General features: G+C 67.0%; 22 protein-coding genes. 18 read left to right on the top strand and 4 right to left on the bottom strand.

Annotated features, from left to right (window positions below):
• Nucleotides 1–119: 119 nt before the first annotated feature.
• From nifB to J3S89_RS20045, 7 genes are all read left to right on the top strand, one after another.
• Entirely contained in the window at nucleotides 120–1,604 is a 1,485-nt protein-coding gene (gene nifB / locus J3S89_RS20075; RefSeq protein ID WP_217930457.1) for a nitrogenase cofactor biosynthesis protein NifB, read from the top strand.
• 165 nt (nucleotides 1,605–1,769) lie between these two features.
• Nucleotides 1,770–1,961, top strand: a complete 192-nt coding sequence (locus J3S89_RS20070; protein WP_217930455.1) for a 4Fe-4S dicluster domain-containing protein — start codon at nucleotides 1,770–1,772, stop codon at nucleotides 1,959–1,961.
• Nucleotides 1,962–1,995: 34 nt separating this feature from the next.
• Entirely contained in the window at nucleotides 1,996–2,787 is a 792-nt protein-coding gene (locus J3S89_RS20065; RefSeq protein ID WP_217930453.1) for a 4Fe4S-binding leucine-rich repeat protein, read from the top strand.
• Nucleotides 2,787–3,116, top strand: a complete 330-nt coding sequence (locus J3S89_RS20060) for a nitrogen fixation protein NifZ (RefSeq protein ID WP_217930444.1) — start codon at nucleotides 2,787–2,789, stop codon at nucleotides 3,114–3,116. The genes J3S89_RS20065 and J3S89_RS20060 overlap by 1 nt, the downstream gene beginning before the upstream one ends.
• A gap of 97 nt (nucleotides 3,117–3,213) precedes the next feature.
• Entirely contained in the window at nucleotides 3,214–3,426 is a 213-nt protein-coding gene (nifT, locus tag J3S89_RS20055; RefSeq protein WP_217930442.1) for a putative nitrogen fixation protein NifT, read from the top strand.
• A 333-nt stretch (nucleotides 3,427–3,759) separates the two neighbouring features.
• Complete coding sequence (locus tag J3S89_RS20050) at nucleotides 3,760–4,632, top strand: SIR2 family NAD-dependent protein deacylase (RefSeq protein ID WP_217930436.1); 873 nt, start codon at nucleotides 3,760–3,762, stop codon at nucleotides 4,630–4,632.
• Between the two features lie 85 nt (nucleotides 4,633–4,717).
• The gene (locus J3S89_RS20045; protein WP_217930434.1) at nucleotides 4,718–5,536 is read left to right on the top strand and encodes a shikimate 5-dehydrogenase; all 819 of its coding nucleotides are present in this window, start codon (nucleotides 4,718–4,720) and stop codon (nucleotides 5,534–5,536) included.
• A 69-nt stretch (nucleotides 5,537–5,605) separates the two neighbouring features.
• Here the strand turns inward: J3S89_RS20045 and J3S89_RS20040 are convergent, their stop codons facing one another.
• Together J3S89_RS20040 and J3S89_RS20035 are read right to left on the bottom strand one after the other, a co-directional pair.
• Entirely contained in the window at nucleotides 5,606–6,085 is a 480-nt protein-coding gene (locus tag J3S89_RS20040; protein WP_217930432.1) for a ferritin family protein, read from the bottom strand.
• A 103-nt stretch (nucleotides 6,086–6,188) separates the two neighbouring features.
• Nucleotides 6,189–6,560, bottom strand: a complete 372-nt coding sequence (locus J3S89_RS20035; protein WP_217930430.1) for a 2Fe-2S iron-sulfur cluster-binding protein — start codon at nucleotides 6,558–6,560, stop codon at nucleotides 6,189–6,191.
• A 723-nt stretch (nucleotides 6,561–7,283) separates the two neighbouring features.
• On the opposite strand from J3S89_RS20035, the gene nifH reads away from it, so the two are divergent.
• From nifH to J3S89_RS20015, 4 genes are all read left to right on the top strand, one after another.
• A complete protein-coding gene (nifH, locus tag J3S89_RS20030) occupies nucleotides 7,284–8,183 on the top strand; it encodes a nitrogenase iron protein (RefSeq protein WP_217930428.1) in 900 nt (299 codons plus the stop codon).
• Between the two features lie 133 nt (nucleotides 8,184–8,316).
• On the top strand, nucleotides 8,317–9,819 hold the full coding sequence (gene nifD, locus J3S89_RS20025) for a nitrogenase molybdenum-iron protein alpha chain (RefSeq protein ID WP_217930426.1): 1,503 nt from the start codon (nucleotides 8,317–8,319) through the stop codon (nucleotides 9,817–9,819).
• 269 nt (nucleotides 9,820–10,088) lie between these two features.
• Nucleotides 10,089–11,627 carry a nitrogenase molybdenum-iron protein subunit beta gene (gene nifK, locus J3S89_RS20020; RefSeq protein ID WP_217930416.1) on the top strand — a complete coding sequence of 513 codons (1,539 nt, stop codon included), beginning with the start codon at nucleotides 10,089–10,091 and terminating at the stop codon, nucleotides 11,625–11,627.
• Nucleotides 11,628–11,772: 145 nt separating this feature from the next.
• On the top strand, nucleotides 11,773–12,534 hold the full coding sequence (locus tag J3S89_RS20015) for an ion channel (protein WP_230489161.1): 762 nt from the start codon (nucleotides 11,773–11,775) through the stop codon (nucleotides 12,532–12,534).
• Between the two features lie 19 nt (nucleotides 12,535–12,553).
• On the opposite strand, the gene J3S89_RS20010 is transcribed toward J3S89_RS20015, so the two are convergent.
• Nucleotides 12,554–13,162: a hypothetical protein gene (locus J3S89_RS20010; protein ID WP_217930414.1), complete on the bottom strand. Its 609-nt coding sequence runs from the start codon at nucleotides 13,160–13,162 to the stop codon at nucleotides 12,554–12,556.
• 250 nt (nucleotides 13,163–13,412) lie between these two features.
• Entirely contained in the window at nucleotides 13,413–14,708 is a 1,296-nt protein-coding gene (locus tag J3S89_RS20005; RefSeq protein WP_217930407.1) for an MFS transporter, read from the bottom strand.
• 301 nt (nucleotides 14,709–15,009) lie between these two features.
• Here J3S89_RS20005 and nifE point away from each other — a divergent pair, with 301 nt between their 5' ends.
• The 7 genes from nifE (at nucleotide 15,010) to J3S89_RS19970 (ending at nucleotide 20,313) form a co-directional block, all read left to right on the top strand.
• On the top strand, nucleotides 15,010–16,524 hold the full coding sequence (gene nifE, locus J3S89_RS20000; protein WP_217930405.1) for a nitrogenase iron-molybdenum cofactor biosynthesis protein NifE: 1,515 nt from the start codon (nucleotides 15,010–15,012) through the stop codon (nucleotides 16,522–16,524).
• An 11-nt stretch (nucleotides 16,525–16,535) separates the two neighbouring features.
• On the top strand, nucleotides 16,536–17,921 hold the full coding sequence (gene nifN, locus J3S89_RS19995) for a nitrogenase iron-molybdenum cofactor biosynthesis protein NifN (RefSeq protein WP_217930403.1): 1,386 nt from the start codon (nucleotides 16,536–16,538) through the stop codon (nucleotides 17,919–17,921).
• On the top strand, nucleotides 17,884–18,381 hold the full coding sequence (gene nifX, locus J3S89_RS19990) for a nitrogen fixation protein NifX (protein WP_217930393.1): 498 nt from the start codon (nucleotides 17,884–17,886) through the stop codon (nucleotides 18,379–18,381). The genes nifN and nifX overlap by 38 nt, the downstream gene beginning before the upstream one ends.
• Before the next feature lie 11 nt (nucleotides 18,382–18,392).
• On the top strand, nucleotides 18,393–18,863 hold the full coding sequence (locus J3S89_RS19985) for a NifX-associated nitrogen fixation protein (RefSeq protein ID WP_217930392.1): 471 nt from the start codon (nucleotides 18,393–18,395) through the stop codon (nucleotides 18,861–18,863).
• Nucleotides 18,864–19,039: 176 nt separating this feature from the next.
• Nucleotides 19,040–19,240, top strand: coding sequence for a CCE_0567 family metalloprotein (locus tag J3S89_RS19980; protein ID WP_217930381.1), 201 nt, complete (start codon nucleotides 19,040–19,042; stop codon nucleotides 19,238–19,240).
• Nucleotides 19,240–19,557 carry a ferredoxin III, nif-specific gene (gene fdxB / locus J3S89_RS19975; protein WP_217930379.1) on the top strand — a complete coding sequence of 106 codons (318 nt, stop codon included), beginning with the start codon at nucleotides 19,240–19,242 and terminating at the stop codon, nucleotides 19,555–19,557. Before J3S89_RS19980 ends, fdxB begins: the two co-directional genes overlap by 1 nt.
• A 114-nt stretch (nucleotides 19,558–19,671) precedes the next feature.
• On the top strand, nucleotides 19,672–20,313 hold the full coding sequence (locus tag J3S89_RS19970; protein WP_217930377.1) for a nitrogen fixation protein NifQ: 642 nt from the start codon (nucleotides 19,672–19,674) through the stop codon (nucleotides 20,311–20,313).
• Nucleotides 20,314–20,530 lie beyond the last annotated feature (217 nt).

Genomic DNA, 20,530 nt, shown 5'->3' with positions numbered 1-20,530 from the left:
ACAACGCGTGCTGTCGGTAAAAGTCCATAGATCCTGGAATCGTTGAAAACCAAGCCGATTTCGGTTCTGGCACGCCGCTTGCCATCTCTCCCTCGAACCATGCCGAGGGGAGTGGGTCGATGAACCAGCCGATGATTTCCTTGGAAAGCCTCTTTGCTCCGATCGACGAGGAAGCTCTCCAGAAGGCCGCCACGTCGGGCGGTTGCTCGTCGTCCTCCTGTGGCTCGTCCGCCAAGCCGGAGGACATGGCCGAGGACGTGTGGGACAAGATCAAGGACCACCCGTGCTACTCGGAAGAGGCGCATCACTATTTCGCGCGCATGCACGTGGCGGTGGCGCCCGCCTGCAACATCCAGTGCAACTACTGCAATCGCAAATACGATTGCGCCAACGAGAGCCGCCCCGGCGTCGTCTCCGAGAAGCTGACCCCCGATCAGGCGATGCGCAAGGTCGTGACGGTCGCCAACGAGGTGCCGCAGCTCTCCGTGCTCGGCATCGCCGGCCCCGGCGACGCCTGTTACGACTGGAGGAAGACCAAGGCGACCTTCGAGCAGATCTCCAAGGAGATCCCCGACATCAAGCTGTGCATCTCGACCAACGGTCTGGCCCTGCCCGATCACGTCGACGAGCTCGCGACGATGAACGTCGACCACGTCACGATCACCATCAACATGGTCGATCCCGAGATCGGCGCGAAGATCTATCCCTGGATTTATTACAACAAGCGCCGTTACGAGGGCATCGAGGCGGCCAAGATCCTGCACGAGCGCCAGATGCTCGGCCTCGAGATGCTGACCGCCCGCGGCATCCTCACCAAGATCAACTCGGTGATGATCCCCGGCGTCAACGACGAGCACCTGCTCGAGGTCAACAAGTGGGTCAAGGAGCGCGGCGCGTTCCTGCACAACGTGATGCCGCTGATCTCCGATCCGGCCCACGGCACCCATTACGGCCTGACCGGCCAGCGCGGCCCGACGCCGATGGAGCTGAAGGCGCTGCAGGACAAGCTCGAGGGCGGCGCCAAGCTGATGCGCCACTGTCGTCAGTGCCGCGCCGACGCGGTCGGCCTGCTCGGCGAGGATCGCGGCCAGGAATTCACCCTCGACCAGCTGCCGGAGACCGTCACCTACGACGCTTCCCGCCGCGAGGCCTATCGCGAGATCGTCGCCAAGGAGCGCGGCGATCACGTCGAGGCCAAGAAGGCCGCCGTTGCGGAAGTGAAGGACGTCGCCACCGACGCGAAGCTCCTGGTGGCGGTCGCCACCAAGGGCGGCGGCCGCGTCAACGAGCACTTCGGCCACGCCAAGGAGTTCCAGGTCTACGAGGTCGGCCCCAAGGGCATCGGCTTCGTCGGACACCGCAAGGTCGAGGCCCAGTACTGCGAGGGCGGCTGGGGCGAGGACGCGACGCTCGACACCGTCATCCAGGCGCTGGTCGGCGTCGACGTGGTGCTCTGCGCCAAGATCGGCGACTGCCCGAAGGACATGCTGACGGCGGCCGGCATCCGGGCCACCGACGACTACGGCTTCGAATACATCGAGACCGCGATCGGTTCGCTCTACGCGGCCGAATTCGGCCTCGAGACCTCCGCGGCGGTCGCCTGACCCGACCCGCCGCCCGGCGCTCTCCTCCGGGAGAACGCCGCTCTTTCGTGGGTGTCGACGGAAGTTGGGCCGTCGCTCGCTCGCGCTTCATCCGGCGGTCGCCGCCGGACGGCCCCACCCGGCGGTTCCCGCCGATCTCGAGACGTGACTTCAGGAGAAAGCCTCATGGCCTTCAAGATCATCGCTTCCCAATGCACCAGCTGCGGCGCCTGTGAGTTCGAGTGCCCCTCCGCCGCGATCCGGATGAAGGGCGAGACCTACATCATCGATCCGGCCAAGTGCACCGAGTGCGAGGGCATGGACACCCAGCAGTGCGCGGCGGTCTGCCCGGTGCCCAAGACCTGCATCAAGGCCTGACCACCCGGCCCGAACGGCGAGAGGGACGCCGCTCATGACCGAGACGTGTCAAGAACCGGATCCGGCGCCCCAGCCGGTCGTCGAGGACGAGGCTCTCGACTGGCTGGGCAACCCGGTCTCCTGCAAGGACTGTCCGCACGAGGAGAACCGTGCGGCCGGCCTCTGCGAATTCGGACGGACCTGCGTCAACGATCGGCGCGGCAAGAGGATCGACCGCTTCTTCGCGGCCGATCCCTCCCAGGCCGATCGTTACCTCGGCCATCCCTATTTCGAGGTGCGGGTGCTGGCGGCGAAATACGCGAGCCTGTTCCGTCTGCCCTCGCTGATGAACGATCCGGAGCCGGACGTCCGCGCCATGGTGGCGTTGCGCCTGCCGAAACCCCGGATCCGCGCCTTCGTGAAGGACCCCGATCGGCGCGTGCGCATGACCGTGGTCCGCCGGCTCGACGGCGAGGATCTGGTGCCGCTCCTGCTCGATGCCGACTACGGCGTCCGCATGGCGGCGGCCCGTCGCGCGCCGCCGGCCCTGCTGATCCGCGTCATGCACGACGAGGACGCCGAAATCCGTCGCGAGGCGGCCCGCCGCATCGTCGACACGCTGGTCGCCGCCATGGCCGGCGACGACGACCCGACCGTGCGGGCGATCGTCGCCGAGCGTCTGGCGCCGGAACGGCTGCGCCTCATGGTGCACGATCCGGACGTGCGCGTGCGCTTCACCGTCGCCGAGCGGATCCCGCTCGCCGATCTCGACCTCCTGGCGGAGGACGCCGAGGAGATCATCCGCGAGGTCGTGGCCGAGCGGTGGAAGACCGAAGGGGGTGTGTGATGGGCCTTGGACGCGAAGAGGAAGTCGAGATCCGCAAGCCCCCGGTCTTCAAGCCGGGCGAGCGGGTGATCGCCAAGCGCCTCGTCAAGAACGACGGCACCTATCCCCGCAAGGAGATCGGCGAGCCGCTCGTCCTCAAGGGCGACACCGGCTACGTCCGCGACATCGGGACCTTCCTGCAGATGTTCTACATCTACGCGGTCGAATGGACCGAGCGCGGCACCATCGTCGGCATGCGCGGCAAGGAACTGGTCAGCCTCGATCGCGCCCCAGAGGAGGCCGCGCGCTACGCCCGCAAGGCCGAGGAAGAGGTCGAGCCGGCCGAATGAGTTCTCCGCCCCTCGAGGGGGCGACTTCCGGGCGGTCCGGGGAATGGACCGCCGCCGACCACCGGGCCCCGCCCGATCCATTCCGAAAGGCCCCGCCATGAAGATCATGATCCGCAACACGCCCAAGGGCCTGTCCGCCTACCTTCCCAAGAAGGACCTCGAGGAGCCGATCGTCGAGATGGAGAAGGAGTCCATGTGGGGCGGCACCATCAAGATCAAGAACGGCTGGGCCTTCGAACTGCCCGAGATGCCCGCCGACACCAAACTGCCGATCACCGTCAACGCCCGCAAGATCGGCGAGGAGGAGTGAGACGGGGCGTATGAACCTCGGCCTTTCGGCCTTTCGCGGAGGTCCTTCATGCCGAGGAGCGAGCGCGAGCGAGCCTCGAAGCACGAAGGACCGAGAGGCACCGCCCGTCATGGCTTCGCGCCTCACGAGGCCCGGCCTCCGGCCGGGCGCCTCGGGGTGAAGCCGAACCGAGCGAGTAAATTCGCAATCGCATCCGTTCGGTATGAGCCGGCGCCGGGCGAGGGCGGTTGCCTCGCCCCTTCTCCCGCAGGGGGAGAAGGAATCCCGCCACCGCCTCGCCCCGCACACGTCCTCTCGCGCCTCGGTGCGAAATCGTCTTCGAAGGAGCCTCAGATGACCATTCTCGCCACCGATGCCGTCGTGCTCACCGGCGCGGCCGCCGAGGCCAAGATCGCCGACGTCCGCTTCGGTCTGGAGGCCGATCGCCTCGTGCCCTATCTCGGCCCGGAGCTGATGCGCCTTTCCGGCGAACCGCCGGTGCCGATGCTGCCCGAGACGGTCGCCGCCGCGCTCCACGCCAAGGCGCCGGCGCCCTCGCGCATCCGGACCAACATGTGGTCGGTCGCCCAGTTCATCGAGCAGCGACGCCATCGCAAGACGCTGGTCGGCTACATGGCCGAGATCTTCGCGGCTCCCGTGGCCCCGTCGAAACTGACGAGATGGCTCGCCTCCCTGCCGCTCTCGCTGATCGTCGACACCTGGTACGACGGCGCCACCCGTGCCGCGCTGAACGCCGCCGGCCGCGCCGACTGGATCGAGGTCCAGGGCGTCACCCGCTCCGGCGAGAACCGCGACATCTGGACCAAGGTCTACGATCCCGCCGGCACGGAAGTCCTGCCCGAGGCAGCCGACGCGGCGAAGACCGTGCTCTACAAGCCGCACGGCGCCGTCACCCCGGCCAAGAACTTCCTCGTCGCCGACAGCGACTATGTCGAGGTCCTCACCGAAATCGACATCCAGTCGCCGATCCCCGAAGTGGTGAAGGGCCTGCGCACCACGCGCGGCTTCGTCTTCGTCGGCTGTCGCTTCCACGACCAGATGCTGCGCACCTACGCCCGCCAGATCGCCAAGCGCTCGGCCGGTCCCTCCACCGCGATCGTCGAGGTCGCGAACCTCACGCGCAACGAGCTGAAGTTCTTCGCCGAACTCGGCATCGAGGTGGTCGACATGCCGCTCGCCCGCGCCGTCGAGTTGCTGGTGGGGTGACGAGGGATCGCTCGTATTGAACGAAAGTCGTATGCGGTCTAGGCTCCTCGGCGCGGCATCTCCGCCGCCGGGGAGACGACCGCGAATGACGCTCCGTATCGATCGCGACACGCGCCTGTGCATGTCGATCTCGGCCCGGCCGAGCAACGTCGGAACGAGGTTCCACAATCATCTCTACGAGGAATTGGGCCTGAACTACGTCTACAAGGCCTTCGCGGTGACCGACCTCGCCGGGGCGATCGCCGGCATTCGCGCCCTCGGCGTGCGCGGCTGCGCCGTGTCGATGCCGCACAAGGAGGCCGTGATCGCCTTCGTCGACGAGATGGCGCCCTCGGCCGCCGCGATCGGCGCGGTCAACACTCTCGTCAACGACGACGGCCGACTGACCGCCCACAACACCGATTACGTCGCGGTCGCGAAGCTGATCGTCGAGCATGGGGTGGATCCGGCGACGCCGGTGGTCCTGCGCGGTTCCGGCGGCATGGCCAAGGCCGTCGCCGCCGCGCTCTGCGACGCCGGCTTTTCGCGCGGCACCGTCGTCGCCCGCAACGAGGCCGCCGGCCGCGCGCTCGCCGAGCGCTGCGGCTGGTCCTGGTCATCCGAGGTCGGGGCGACGGCGGGGGCGCTTCTCGTCAACGTCACGCCGATCGGCATGGCGGGTGGGCGCGAGAGCGAGGATCTCGCCTTCGACGAGGCCGCGATCGCCGCGGCCGACACGGTCTTCGACGTGGTGGCGATGCCCTCGGAGACCCCGACCATCCGCACGGCCCGCCGCCTCGACCGGCGGGTGATCACCGGCGCCGAGGTGATGACGCTCCAGGCGGTGGAGCAGTTCGTGCTCTATACCGGGCTGCGCCCGAGCGACGCCGCGATCGCCCGCGCCACCGCCGTCTCGCGCGCCTGAACCGAATTCATGGCCGAAAACCCCGGCGCGGACGCCAGGGCTTCACGGGTGTCGGGGGGGAAGGGTCCCTCAAGCGTCGACCGGCATCGGCTGGCCCGCCTTGTGCGCGGCGATCCACTTCTCGAGCTCGCCGACGTGCTCCTTCTCCTCCTCGACGAACTCCTTGGCGAGCGCCTTGATCTCGGGGTCGTCGGTGGTCTCGAACACATGGGCATAGAAGGCGAGTCCGGCCTTTTCCGCCTCGAGCGCGATCTCGAGCGCCTCCTCGCGGGCGAGGAACGGATCCGCCCCCCAGATCGCCGCCCGTTCCGGGCTCTCGCCCTGCGGCCAATGGAACTCGTCGGGCGTCATCTCCGGGATCTCGCGGAAGCCGGCGCGGGCCTTGGCGTCGCCCATGTGCCACTTGGAATATTCCGAGAGCTTACGGAAGAGCTTGCCCACCTCGGCGTTGCCGTAGGTGGTCATGCTGTCGGCGAGCTCGCCGAGGCGCAGCATCGCCTCCTCCTCGAGTTTGATGGCATAGGCCAGAAATTCCTCGACGCTCTTCATGTCGACGGTCTCCTCGTCGGTCGATCACCTCGCCGGGGCGAGGTCTCGGGGGGGGCGGCGGAGGCCGTCGGGCGTGAGCCCGCGCCTCCGGCCGCGCGTTCGATCACTCCGCGCCGCCCGGCTCGTCGCCGGCGAAGCGCACCAGCACGTCCTGGTCGCGGACGATGTACTGGCAAGCGAGCCGATATTTCGGCGCCACGTCGTTGGTCTCGGCGTTGGCGATCTCGGCGGCGGTGATCTTGCCGAGCGACTTCAGCATGCTCTTCTCCTTGTCGGTGAGCATCGAGCCCATGGTCTTGCCGGTGAGGGTGACGACCTCGATCAGGCAGGACCCGCACTCGCCGTCGCGGCATTCGAACGGAATCGGGATCTTGTGCTTCTCGGCGACGCTGAGGATCGTCCCGCGGTCGCCCGCGACGGCATAGACCGTCACGTCCTTGTGGAGGGTGGGGGAGGAAAAGGTCACGTTGGCCATGGTTCGGCGGCTCCGCTCGCTCGTGGTGTGTCGGACGACACGGGGGGGGATGTCCCGCGCGAGCCCGGCGTCGGGGCGACCGAAGGCCGCCCGCCGCGAGGATCGCGAGGGTCGTGTCGGCGTTTCTCAGCAAGCCCCGCGCCAAGGCTGTAAATTAAATGAAAACAATAGGATGATCGACTTTCGACGGATCCCGTCGCTCGCGCGTCGCGGCCCTGCGACGCGGCTGTCGCGAATTTGTCGGGGTCGCGACAGCCGATGTCGCCGCTCCCCGGGGCCTCACACCCCGCGCGGCGCGCCCGCGACGGCGTACGCGCACGCGTGCGAGGAGGATCGTGACGCCTGGTCTCGTCGCGTCGAGGGGGAGGGAGGTCGCGCACCCCACCCCCGTGGCGGCGAGGCATGCGCGCGGGCGGCCCGAAACCTGCGCGCGGCGCGTCGACGGAGGCCCGGCGTTCCGCGAATTCTTCGTCTTCCGACGTTGTTCGACACGACCTGTCGGGAAATGTCGGGGTCGCGACAGGTGCCCGCCGACGCGCGCCTCGGCCGTATTGCCTCTGTAAGACATTGAAAATAAACGATCAAAAAAAATCTGAAGGGCCTCGCCGGCAGTTGGCACGGGACTTGAAATCCTCTGTCGGTGCGAGGCGGCGACGAGCTGCCGAACGGACGGACGGCATCGAAGACCGATGCCTGACCAAATCTTTCGAAGGGGTTCGAAACATGGGCAAGCTTCGGCAGATCGCCTTCTACGGTAAGGGTGGCATCGGCAAGTCCACCACCTCCCAGAATACTCTCGCGGCTCTGGTCGATCTGGGTCAGAAGATCCTGATCGTCGGCTGCGATCCGAAGGCGGATTCCACCCGCCTGATCCTCAACACCAAGATGCAGGACACCGTCCTGTCTCTCGCCGCCGAAGCCGGTTCGGTGGAGGACCTCGAGCTCGAGGACGTCCTGAAGGTCGGCTACAAGGGCATCAAGTGCACCGAGTCCGGCGGACCGGAGCCGGGCGTCGGCTGCGCCGGCCGCGGCGTCATCACCGCCATCAACTTCCTGGAAGAGAACGGCGCCTATGACGACGTGGACTACGTGTCCTACGACGTTCTCGGCGACGTCGTCTGCGGCGGCTTCGCCATGCCGATCCGCGAGAACAAGGCCCAGGAGATCTACATCGTCATGTCCGGCGAGATGATGGCGCTCTACGCCGCCAACAACATCGCCAAGGGCATCCTGAAGTACGCTCACTCCGGCGGCGTGCGCCTGGGCGGACTGATCTGCAACGAGCGTCAGACCGACAAGGAGCTCGAGCTCGCCGAGGCCCTGGCCGCGCGTCTCAACACCAAGCTCATCCACTTCGTGCCGCGCGACAACATCGTCCAGCACGCCGAGCTGCGTCGTCAGACCGTCATCGAGTACGCCCCGGACAGCCAGCAGGCCGCCGAGTACCGCGAACTCGCCCGCAAGATCCATGAGAACTCGGGCAAGGGCACCATCCCCACCCCGATCACCATGGAAGAGCTGGAAGAGATGCTGCTCGAGTTCGGCATCATGAAGACGGAAGAGCAGCAGCTCGCCGAGCTTCAGGCGAAGGAAGCCGCCAAGGCCGCCGCCGCCGCGCAGTGACGTGGACGGCCCCGGGTGCGGGTTCGCCCGCACCCGGTTCCGAGGCCGGACCCGATCCGAGCCTCGACCAGAACCGCCCCAGGCGTTGGGGCGCATGCTCCTGATCCGAACCGGATGACCAGAGGGGGGTTCCATGAGCCTCGATTACGAAAACGACGGCGAATTGCACGGCAAGCTGATCGAGGAAGTCCTCGCCCAGTATCCCGACAAGTTCGCCAAGCGCCGCAAGAAGCACCTGTCGGTCGCTTCCGACGCCGGCACCGAGGAGATCGAGGGCGCCGAGCGTCCGGTCACCGAGTGCGACGTCAAGTCCAACATCAAGTCGATCCCCGGCGTCATGACCGTCCGTGGCTGCGCCTATGCGGGATCGAAGGGCGTGGTGTGGGGTCCGATCAAGGACATGGTCCACATCTCCCACGGCCCGGTCGGCTGCGGCCAGTATTCCTGGTCCCAGCGCCGCAACTACTACATCGGCAAGACCGGCATCGACACTTTCGTGACGATGCAGTTCACCTCCGACTTCCAGGAGCGTGACATCGTCTTCGGCGGCGACAAGAAGCTCGAGAAGATCATCGACGAGATCGAGGATCTGTTCCCGCTGGCCAACGGCATTTCGGTCCAGTCCGAATGCCCGATCGGCCTGATCGGCGACGACATCGAGGCGGTCTCCAAGAAGAAGGCCAAGGAGCACGACACGACCATCGTTCCGGTCCGTTGCGAAGGCTTCCGCGGCGTCTCCCAGTCGCTCGGCCACCACATCGCCAACGACGCGATCCGGGACTGGGTCTTCGACAAGAAGACCCGTGAGGTCGAGACCACCCCCTACGACGTCAACGTCATCGGCGACTACAACATCGGCGGCGACGCCTGGGCCTCCCGCATCCTGCTCGAGGAGATGGGCCTGCGCGTGGTCGGCAACTGGTCGGGCGACGCCACGCTCGCCGAGGTCGAGAACGCGGTCCACGCCAAGCTCAACCTGATCCACTGCTACCGCTCGATGAACTACATCTGCCGGCACATGGAAGAGAAGTACGGTATTCCGTGGATGGAGTACAACTTCTTCGGCCCGTCGCAGATCGCCATGTCCCTGCGCAAGATCGCCAAGCACTACGGCCCGGAGATCGAGGAGAAGGCCGAGGCGGTGATCGCCAAGTACCAGCCGCTCGTCGATGCCGTGATCGCCAAATACGGCCCGCGTCTGAAGGGCAAGTCGGTGATGCTCTATGTCGGTGGCCTGCGCCCCCGTCACGTGGTCAACGCCTACGAAGACCTCGGCATGCAGATCGCCGGCACCGGCTACGAGTTCGCCCACAACGACGACTATCAGCGCACCGGCCACTACGTGAAGAAGGGCACGCTGATCTACGACGACGTCACCGGCTACGAGCTCGAGAAGTTCATCGAGGCGATCCGCCCGGATCTGGTCGGCTCGGGCATCAAGGAGAAGTACCCGGTGCAGAAGATGGGCATCCCGTTCCGTCAGATGCACTCCTGGGACTACTCCGGCCCCTATCACGGCTACGACGGCTTCGCGATCTTCGCCCGCGACATGGACCTCGCCATCAACAATCCCGTCTGGGATCTGTTCGATGCGCCCTGGACCAAGGAAGCGCCGCTGGCCGCCGCCGCGGAGTGAGGTGAACCCCGGTTTCCTTCGCCCTTCGAGGTTCGGCCGCGCCGAGCACCTCGGGGTGAGGGAAACCTCCTCCCGGAACGATCTCGGGAGGAAGCCTTCCTGGTGAGGCGCGAGGCGTGAGCCGAGCCTCGAACCACGAAGGCGGGCCGAAAGCGCAAGAATCGACGTCACGAACGAACGCCGCGAGCATCCCGCCCGCGCGATCCCCCGATCACACCCCAACGGTCGTCCGCCGTATGGCGCGGAGACCTTCAGCGAGGTGACCACACATGCCGCAGTCAGCCGATCGCGTGCTCGACCATGCTCCCCTGTTCCGCGAGCCGGAATATCAGGAGATGTTCAAGAACAAGCGGGAGCAGTTCGAGTGCCCGCTGCCCACGGAACAGGTGAACGATCAGGTCGAATTCACCAAGTCGTGGGAATATCGCGAGAAGAACCTCGCCCGTCAGTCCCTGGTGGTGAACCCGGCCAAGGCCTGCCAGCCGCTCGGCGCGGTCTTCGCCGCCGCCGGCTTCGAGAAGTGCATGTCCTTCGTGCACGGGTCGCAGGGCTGCGTTGCCTACTATCGCTCGCACCTCTCCCGTCACTTCAAGGAGCCGTGCTCGGCGGTCTCCTCCTCGATGACCGAGGACGCGGCGGTGTTCGGCGGCCTCAACAACATGATCGACGGCCTGGCCAACACCTACGCGCTCTACGAGCCGAAGATGATCGCCGTTTCGACCACCTGCATGGCCGAAGTCATCGGTGACGACCTCCAGTCCTTCATCCAGAACGCGAAGACCAAGGGCTCCGTTCCGCAGGAGTTCGACGTTCCCTTCGCCCATACCCCGGCCTTCGTCGGCAGCCACATCGACGGCTACGACAACATGATCAAGGGCATTCTGGAGAACTTCTGGAAGGGCGCCGTCCGCAATGCCGGCACCTCGCTCAACATCATCCCCGGCTTCGACGGCTTCTGCGTCGGCAACAACCGCGAGCTGAAGCGCCTGCTCGACTTGATGGGCGTCGAATACACCTTCATCCAGGACGCGGCCGACCAGTTCGACACCCCCTCGGACGGCGACTATCGCATGTACGACGGCGGCACCACGATCGAGCAGGTCAAATCGGCGCTCGACGCCAAGGGCACGATCTCGCTGCAGTACTGGAACACCCGCAAGACGATGGACTACGTCGCCGAGCAGGGCCAGGAGACCGCGACCTTCCATTATCCGCTCGGCGTCAAGGCCACCGACGCCTTCCTGATGAAGGTCTCGGAGATCTCCGGCAAGGCGATCCCGGAGGCGATCCGCATGGAGCGCGGCCGCTTGATCGACGCCATGGCCGACAGCCAGGCCCATCTGCACGGCAAGAAATACGCGATCTGGGGTGATCCGGACTTCGTCCAGGCGATGGCCCAGTTCGTCATGGAGACCGGCGGCGAGCCGACCCACTGCCTGGCCACCAACGGCACCAAGCAGTGGGAATCCGAGATGAAGGACATGCTGGCGGCCAACCCGTTCGGCGCTTCGGCCCAGGTGTGGGCGGGCAAGGACCTCTGGCACCTGCGCTCGCTGCTCTTCACCGAGCCGGTCGACTTCATGATCGGGTCGTCCTACGGCAAGTACCTCGAGCGCGACACCGGCACCCCGCTGATCCGCCTGACCTTCCCGATCTTCGATCGTCACCACCACCATCGCTTCCCGCTGATGGGCTATCAGGGCGGCCTGCGCGTCCTGACGACGATCCTCGACAAGGTCTTCGACAAGCTCGACGCCGACACGATCATCCCCGGCGAGACCGACTACTCCTTCGACCTCACCCGCTGAGCGCGAACCCCGACATCGTCGGACATGCGGCGGCCGCCCCTCGGGGCGGCCGTTTCGCGTGGCGGGGGCGGTGTCCTTGCGAATTGCCGGAAGGCGTCGACGCCGTTACACCGAATGTCGGGGAAGCGACGGGGGAGGCGAGGCGGTGAAGGCTCTGGTGAGGGAACTCTACGGCGCGGATTCGGCGCGTGCCGTCGCCTTCCGTTATGCGTTGCTGGCCTTCGACGTCGTCACCGTGCTGTTCCTGATCGGCTCCTCCTTCACCGACCATACGGCGCTCGTCGAGGTGGTCGACGTGGTGATCGGCATCGGCATCGTCGCCGATTTCGCCGCCCGTCTGTGGATCTCCGAGCGACGCCTCCGGGATCTCGTCCACCCCTACGGCGTCGTCGACATCGTCGTGATCGCCTCGCTCTTGGCGCCGATGATCGGCGAGGGCTTCGCCTTCCTCCGGGTGGCGCGCATGTTGCGCCTCCTGCGCTCCTACCAGACGGTACGGCGGCTTCGCACCGACTTCGAGTTCTTTCGTCGCAACCAGCAGACGATCGATGCGGCGATCAACCTCCTCGTCTTCATCTTCGTGATGACGGCGGTGGTCTACGAGACCCAGCACTGGACCAACGAGGAGATCGCCAACTATGCCGACGCGCTCTATTTCACCGTGACGACCCTGACGACCACCGGATTCGGCGACGTCACCCTCAAGGGCACCGCCGGCAAGATGACCTCGGTGGTGATCATGATCTTCGGCGTGTCGCTGTTCCTGCGCCTCGTCCAGGTGATGTTCCGCCCGCCCAAGGTCGAGCACAAATGCCCGCGCTGCGGCCTGCGCCGCCACGATCACGACGCCGTCCACTGCAAGGCCTGCGGCGAGATCCTGAACATCGAGGACGACGGCGCCGTGTGAGCGCGCGCGGCGAACCGCGTCAGCGGTGGCCGCGGCTGGGCGGGGCGGCGGCCGGCCGGCTGTCGCGGATCATCTCGGCGATGCGCGCCGCCCAGGTCTCGGCGAAGCGCTTCTGGTCGGCGAGCGGCAGCGTCGCCGCGCAATAGTCGATGATCGTGCCGTCCGGCAGCCGCATCGCGAAGGACCAGGACGCCGAGCTCTCCGCGTCCTCGGCGTCGTGGACGAGCCGGGGCGGGGTCAGGGTGCCGAGGGCGAAGTGCTTCTTGGTGGTCAGGAGCGGCCGGCGCACGACGAGGCGCGCGCGTCGCGCCGCGGGCTCGAGCCGCAGCTCGCGCCCCGGCAGGAGACCGGCGAAGAGGAGGGTGGTCGCGACCGCCAGGATCAGCGCCGTGATCCCGATGCCGAGCGCCAGTCCGCTCGGCGACACCTGCGCCTGCGGCGCCCAGGCGACGACGCGGGCGATGTTGAAGGCGCCGAGCAGTGCGATGGCGAGGAGAACGAGGCCGACGCCGTCGAAGAGAAGCGCGATCCACCGGGGTGGTGGCTCGGTTCGAATGACGATGTCTGTTCCCTCGAAGGTCACCATGATCGATCCGGCGAGGATGGAGGTCGCGCCCGGTCGGACCACTTTCGCGTCCGTGTCTCCGACTGTGGCGCAGTCGGGTTGAAATCGCGTGAACGGAACGAAACGGCCGCCCCGAGGGGCGGCCGTCGTGATCATGTCGCGGAATGTCGGCTTTCCGCCCAAGCCCGTCCCACCATCGGGCATCGAGAATGAGCGACGCCGGTCCCGACGCGAATTTCTCGTGCCTCCGACGCGGACGAGAAATTCGCGTGGCTTCGAAGGCCGGGAGCCTCGGCACCTTCGGCCTTCGGTCTCACGCGTGATCGCGGGGATGGAGCTTCGAGAGAATGAGCACCAGCGCCGCATTGGCGAGCGCGCCGAAGCCGAGCAGGATCAGACCCCAGGAGAAGGACCCGGTCGTCTCCTTGACCCAGCCGACGATGTAGGGGCCGACGAAGCCGCCGAGGGCCCCGATCGAATTGACCGTGGCGAAGGCGGCCGCCACCGCGGATCCCTTGAGATAGGTCGGCGGCAGGGTCCAGAACGAGGGCAACAGCCCGTAGACGCCGCTCGCCGCCAGCGACAGGGCGACGATCGAGACCAGCGGATCGGTGGAGAGCCCGGCGCCGATCAGCCCGACCGCCCCGGCGATCGCCGGCAGCACGACCAGCATCACCCGCTTGCCGGTGCGATCGCCGATCCGCCCGAGCACGATCATCGCGATCGCCGCCGCCGCGTAGGGGATCGCCGCGACGAAGCCGGTCTGGAGATTGGAGAGCCCGAAGGCCTTCACGATCTGCGGCACCCAGAAGATGATGCCGAACCCGCCCAGGAGCGAGCCGAAATAGGCGAGCGACATCAGAAGAACCGGCGGCGAGACGAGCCCGGCGAGGATGGTCGTGCCGTGCACGTGTGATCCCCCCGACCGCCCCTCGCGGTCGAGTTCCGCCTCGATCGCCGCCTTCTCGTCGGCGCTCAGCCAATGCGCGTCGGCGGGACGATCGACCATGACGCGGTAGACCATCAGCCCGACGACGACCGCCGGCAGACCCTCGAGAATGAACAGCCACTGCCACGACTTGAAGCCGAGCGCGCCGTCGAGCCCGGGGATGCCGAGGATGATGCCGGAGAGCGGCCCGCCGATCACGATCGACAACGGGATCGCCAACATCAGGAGCGCCGTGGTGCGCGCCCGGCGATTGGCGGGAAACCACCACGTCATGTAGAGCAACAGACCCGGCAGCAGACCGGCCTCGGCCATGCCGAGCAGGAAGCGCACGGTGAAGAAGGCCTTGGCGTCGTTCGCCCAGGCGAGCGCGACCGAGGCGATGCCCCAGGCGATGACGATCGGAGCGATCCAGCGCCGCGCGCCGATCTTCTCCAGAATCATGTTCGACGGCACCTCGAACAGCACGTAGCCGAAGAAGAAGAAGCCCACGCCCCAGGCGTAGACCGTCGGCGTGAAGCCGAGATCCTTGTTCATCGCCAGCGCCGCGAAGCTGACGTTCGAACGATCGATGAAGCTGATCAGAAACAGAAGACTCATGAAGGGCACCAGCCGCCGCGCGGCTTTGGCCAATCCGGTCGTGAGGGCGCTTTCGGCGCTCATGTCGTTTTCCCCCGAGCGTTGTTCCGATCCCGTCTCGAGGGTCGACGAGGGCGACCGTCGGCGAGGCCGGTGGAGAGCCTCCCGGTTTCGCGCCGGGCCGAACTCTCGCGGGAGGAGAATACGATTCGAATACCGAAAATAAACATCAATCTCGAAAATATAGGCGACTGCGTAATTCCCCTGCGCGAGGCCGCGCCATCGCGCCTCTCGGCCGGCCACTGGCACACCCCTTGCTCTTACTCCTCGTGACGAAGCCGGTTTGTCGGATGACCGACAAACACGACGAGAGGGGGCCGGACGCATGCTCTCACCGAAGGTCCAGGAACTCTTCGACGAGCCGGGTTGCGACAAGAACGTCGCCAAGGACGAGAAGGCGCGCAAGAAGGGCTGTTCCAAGCCTCTGACCCCCGGCGCCGCCGCCGGAGGCTGCGCCTTCGACGGCGCCAAGATCGTGCTTCAGCCGATCACCGACGCCGCCCACCTGATCCACGCGCCCTTGGCCTGCGAGGGCAATTCCTGGGACAATCGCGGCGCGGCCTCCTCCGGCCCGATGTTGTGGCGCACCTCCTTCACGACGGATCTCACCGAGCTCGACGTCGTGCTCGGCCAGGGCGAGCGCAAGCTCTACAAGGCGATCCGCGAGATCGTCGAGGCGCACCGGCCTCCGGCGATCTTCGTCTACGAGACCTGCGTGACGGCGCTGATCGGCGACGACATCGAGGCGGTCTGCAAACACGCCTCCGAGAAGTTCGAGACCGCCGTGATCCCGGTCCACGCCGCCGGCTTCGTCGGGTCCAAGAACCTCGGCAACAAGCTGGCTGGCGAGGCCCTGCTCGACCACGTCATCGGCACGCACGAGCCGGACGACGTCGGTCCCTACGACGTCAACATCCTCGGCGAATTCAACCTCGCCGGCGAGTTCTGGATGGTGAAGCCGCTGCTCGACGAGCTCGGCATCCGGGTGCGCGCCTGCGTGCCGGGCGACGCGCGCTATCTCGACGTCGCGGCGGCCCACACGGCCAAGGCGACCATGATGGTGTGCTCGACCGCGCTCATCAACTTGGCCCGCAAGATGGAAGAGCGCTGGGGCATCCCCTATTTCGAGGGCTCCTTCTACGGCGTCGCCGACACGTCGGAAGCGCTGCGCCGGCTCTCGCGGCTCCTCGTCGATCGCGGGGCCGCCCCGGAACTCCTCGACCGCACCGAAGCGCTGATCGCCCGCGAGGAGGCGATCGTGTGGAAGAAGCTCGAGGCCTTCCGGCCGCGTCTCCAGGGCAAGCGCGTCCTCCTCAACACCGGCGGCGTCAAATCCTGGTCGGTGGTGGCGGCCTTGATGGAGATCGGCATCGAGATCGTCGGCACCTCGGTCAAGAAGTCGACCGTCGAGGACAAGGAACGCATCAAGCAGATCCTCAAGGACGAGAACCACATGTTCGAGGGGATGGCGCCGCGTGATCTCTACGCCCTGCTCGAGCGTCACGAAGCCGACATCATGTTGTCGGGCGGCCGCACCCAGTTCATCGCGCTGAAGGCGCGGATGCCCTGGCTCGACATCAACCAGGAGCGCCACCACCCCTATGCCGGCTACGACGGCATGGTGGAGATGGTGCGCCAGATCGACATCGCCATCCACAATCCGATCTGGGACCAGGTGCGCGAACCCGCCCCCTTCGACGAGACCGGCCGTCTGCTCGCGACTTCGGTCGTGGTCGGCCGTCCCGAGGCGCCCGGCCCGAAGGCCGAGGCCGCCGCGATCCCCGCCTTCACCTACAAGAAGTTCGCGAACGCCGGCTCCGGCGACGCCGACGACTGCTGAGGAGCCGGCTCATGACGACGATCCTTCCGGTCGAGAAGTCGGCCTCGGTCAACCCGCTGAAGTCAAGCCAGCCGCTCGGCGCCGCCTTCGCCTTCCTCGGCGTCGACGGTTGCGTGCCGCTGTTCCACGGCTCCCAGGGCTGCACCTCCTTCGCGTTGGTGCTGTTCGTGCGCCACTTCAAGGAGACGATCCCGCTCCAGACCACGGCCATGGACGAGGTCGCCACCATCATGGGCGGCGCCGATCATCTCGAGGAGGCGATCCTCAACCTCAAGTCCCGCACCAAGCCGAAGCTGATCGGCGTCTGCACGACGGCGCTGGTGGAGACCCGCGGCGAGGATTTCGCCGGCGATCTCGCCACCATCAAGGCCCGCCGCGCCGAGGCGCTCGCCGGCACCGAAGTGGTGCTCGCCACGACGCCCGATTTCAACGGCTCGATCGAGGAGGGTTGGACCAAGGCCGTCGTCTCGATGATCGAGGGCATCACCGCGCCGGTCTCGCCGCTCCGCAATCCGCGCCGGATCGCGATCCTGCCGGGCTTCAACCTGACGGTCGCCGACATCGAGGAGATCCGCGAGACGGTCGAGGCCTTCGGTCTGGAAGCCACCATCCTGCCCGACGTGTCGGGGGCTCTGGACGGCACCGTGCCGGGCAAATGGATCCCGACCACCTACGGCGGCACCAGGGTCGAGGACATCCGCTCGCTCGGCGAATGCATTCATTGCATCGCCATCGGCGAGGGCCAGCGCGCGGCGGCCGAGAAGCTCGCCGAGATCGCCGACGTGCCCTACACGCTGTTCGGCACCCTGACCGGCCTGAAGGCCGCCGATCGTTTCGTCACCGCGCTTGCCGAGATCTCCGGCAATCCGGTCCCGGCGAAGCTGCGCCGCGCCCGCTCGCAACTCGCCGACGCGCTCCTCGACGGTCATTTCCACTTCGGGGGCAAGAAGATCGCCATCGCGGCCGAGCCCGATCATCTCTACCAGTTGTCGGTCTTCTTCGCCGGCATGGGCGCCGAGGTGACGACCGCCGTCACCACCACCGGCACCTCGCCGATCCTGCGGAAGGTGCCGACCGACGAGATCAAGGTCGGCGATCTCGGCGACCTCGAGGCGCGCGCCTTCGGCTGCGACCTCCTCGTCACCCACAGCCACGGCCGTCAGGCGGCCGAGCACCTCGGCATTCCGCTCTTCCGGGTCGGGTTCCCGATCTTCGATCGGCTCGGCGCGCAGCATCGGACCTTCGTGGGCTATCGCGGCACCCGCGACCTGATCTTCGAGGTCTCCAACATCTTCCAGGCCCAACAGCACGATCCGACCCCGGAGGGGTTGAATCCGCTTCTGAAGAGAGAGAACGACCATGACCGCCGTTCGGAGATTGACGCTCGTGCCCACTGACGGCGCCGAAACCCCGGCTCCCGAGCGCGCCGCCGGCGCCGTTCGCGTGGCCATCGCCACCAACGACATGAAGGGGCTCAACGCCCACTTCGGCTCGGCCGCCCGCTTCGCGGTCTACGACGTGACCAAGGCGGGCTGGAGCTTCGTCGAGGCGCTCGCCTTCGACGACGTGACCCCGGAATCCGGGCAGCACAAGACCGACGGCGACGATCGCATCACGCCGAAGGTCGAGGCGCTGACCGGCTGTCATCTCCTCTTCTGCCTGGCGATCGGCGGTCCATCCGCCGCCAAGGTCGTCTCCGCCAAGATCCACCCGATCAAGGTGGCGAACCCCTCGTCGATCGACGAGGTGCTGGAGCGCACCCGCACGATGCTGAACGGCGCGCCGCCGCCCTGGCTGCGCAAGGTGCTGGCCGAGGCCGGCATCGCCGCCCCCAAACCTTCCTTCGCCGACGATTGAGGATCATCCCGATGTCCGATACGCTCGATGTCTCCGCCGACGAAACGGCGCTCGCCACGCCCTTCCTCGCCACCCTGGTGCGCCTGATGCGCGCCGAGGACAGCTACGGCTCCTGGGAGAAGCGCTCCGACGCCCATCTCCTCAAGGACTTCATCCTGACCAAGGAACAACGCCGCGAGATCCCGATCATCGGCGATCCCGATCCGGACGTGCTGTGGCGGATCGAGAAGTTCTACGCCGCCGTCGGCCTCGCCATCGAGGAGAAGGCCGGCCACATCGCCTCGCCGATGATGAAGATGAGCCACGAGGGCTTCGGCCGGGTGATCCTCACCGTCGGTCGGCTGGTGGTTCTGTCGAAGTCGCTGCGCGACGTCCACCGTTGGGGTCAGGAGAACCTGACCAAGCTCGCCGAGGCCGGCACCAAGGCGGTCGACGAGGCCTGCGAGATGATCGCCAAGTTCCCGGAAGTCGCCGACTGGTGAACCGGGGAGGGGGGCGACGCATTCCCCGCGTCGCCCGACCGGCATCATCCCCGGCGAGGCCGGCTCGCGCACGCGAGCGGGGCGTTCGGTCTCGTGGGCCGACCGCGCGCCTCGTCCGCGCCGGGGATGATGCTCGGCCCATCCGTCTTTCGAACCATCCCATCCGGAGTGACGCCATGTCCGACGTCGACACCCTCAAGGCCGAGATCAAGAAGCTCAACGCCAAGGCCACCAACGCCAAGATGAACCTGCACGACCTCTCCGAGGAACTGCCTGGCGACTGGCCGAAGATCATGGAGGTCGCCCAGGCGGCCTACGACGCCTATGCCGCCCTCGACGCGGCGCGCGCGAAACTGAAGGCTCTGGAGGCCGCGTGATGACCGACTACACCACCCGTGACGGCTCCCAGTGGATGCCGGAATACCTCACCGCCATCAATGCCGAGACCTGCATCGGCTGCGGCCGCTGCTTCAAGGTCTGCTCGCGCGACGTGATGCACCTCTACGGCGTCGACGACGAGGGCGAGATCCTCGGCCAGTGCGTCGAGGGCGAGGACGAGGACTTCGACGGCGAGCTCAACCGCATGATCATGGTCGTCGACAAGGCCGGCGCCTGCATCGGCTGCGGCGCCTGCGCCCGCGTCTGCCCCAAGGCCTGCCAGACCCACGTCGCGGCCGACAAGGTCGCCGCCTGACGCGCTCGTCTCGATCGCGTCGCGATCGATCCTCGGAGACGGTCGGTGTCTCCCCCGGCCACCGACCGTCTCGATCGCCTCCCGCTTTCCGATCCTCACGTGGTGGAGAGAACGATGGCTCGACATCGGCACGCTCGATTGATGCGGAGCGCCGCGACGACCGACGACGGCGGCGACGCCTTCGACACCCATGTGATCGCCTGCGTCCTCTCGGTCGGTCTCGACGAGGTCGAGCGCGGTCTCGTCACCCTGTGCGAGGCGACCGGCCTCGACGCGGCGACACTCGACGGCCTCCTGGCGTCCCGCTTCCCGTCGTTTCCGCGCGCGACCCTGCCGCCGGTGGCGACGGTCGGGCCGCCGCTCGAGATCGAGGAGGAGATGCTGCGCGATCTCCTGATCGAGCACGCCGCGACCGCGCTCGCGCCCGTCCTCGCCACGATGATCGCCCGCCGCGCGCTCCGCCCCGATCACCTCTGGCAGGACCTCGGCCTCTTCGATCGCGCCGAACTCGGCCGCCTGCTCGCCCGCCACTTCACCACGCTCCACGCCGGCAACACCGCCAACATGCGCTGGAAGAAGTATTTCTATCGCAAGCTCTGCGAGGCCGAGGGCTTCTCGCTCTGCTCGGCGCCGAGCTGCGCCCAGTGCGACGATTTCCGCGACTGCTTCGGCGCCGAAGACGGCGAGAGCCGCATGGCCGAGCGTCGCAGGGAAATCGACCGCGCCGAGACCGCCGCCGCCTTCGCCGCCGAGTGAGCCGCCGGCCCGCGCCCCCCCCCTCGCTTCCCTCACGAGATCCACCTTCGGCCGCAGTCGCGATCGCCTCGCGACTGCGGCCGAAAACGTCGTGCGATCAGGCGTTTCGTCGAAATCGCGACATGTCGCAAATCCCCCGATGTCGGTTTTCCAACACCTGCCGGAAAGGAAAAAGACGTGGATTGTCAGGGCGTTCGCTCGTTGGCACGAGCTTTGC

The organism is Pinisolibacter aquiterrae (assembly GCF_019160155.1).
Classification (GTDB): domain Bacteria; phylum Pseudomonadota; class Alphaproteobacteria; order Rhizobiales; family Ancalomicrobiaceae; genus Pinisolibacter; species Pinisolibacter aquiterrae.
The sequence above is the reverse complement of the archived record's forward strand: the minus strand, read 5'-3'. Positions and strand labels throughout refer to the sequence as shown.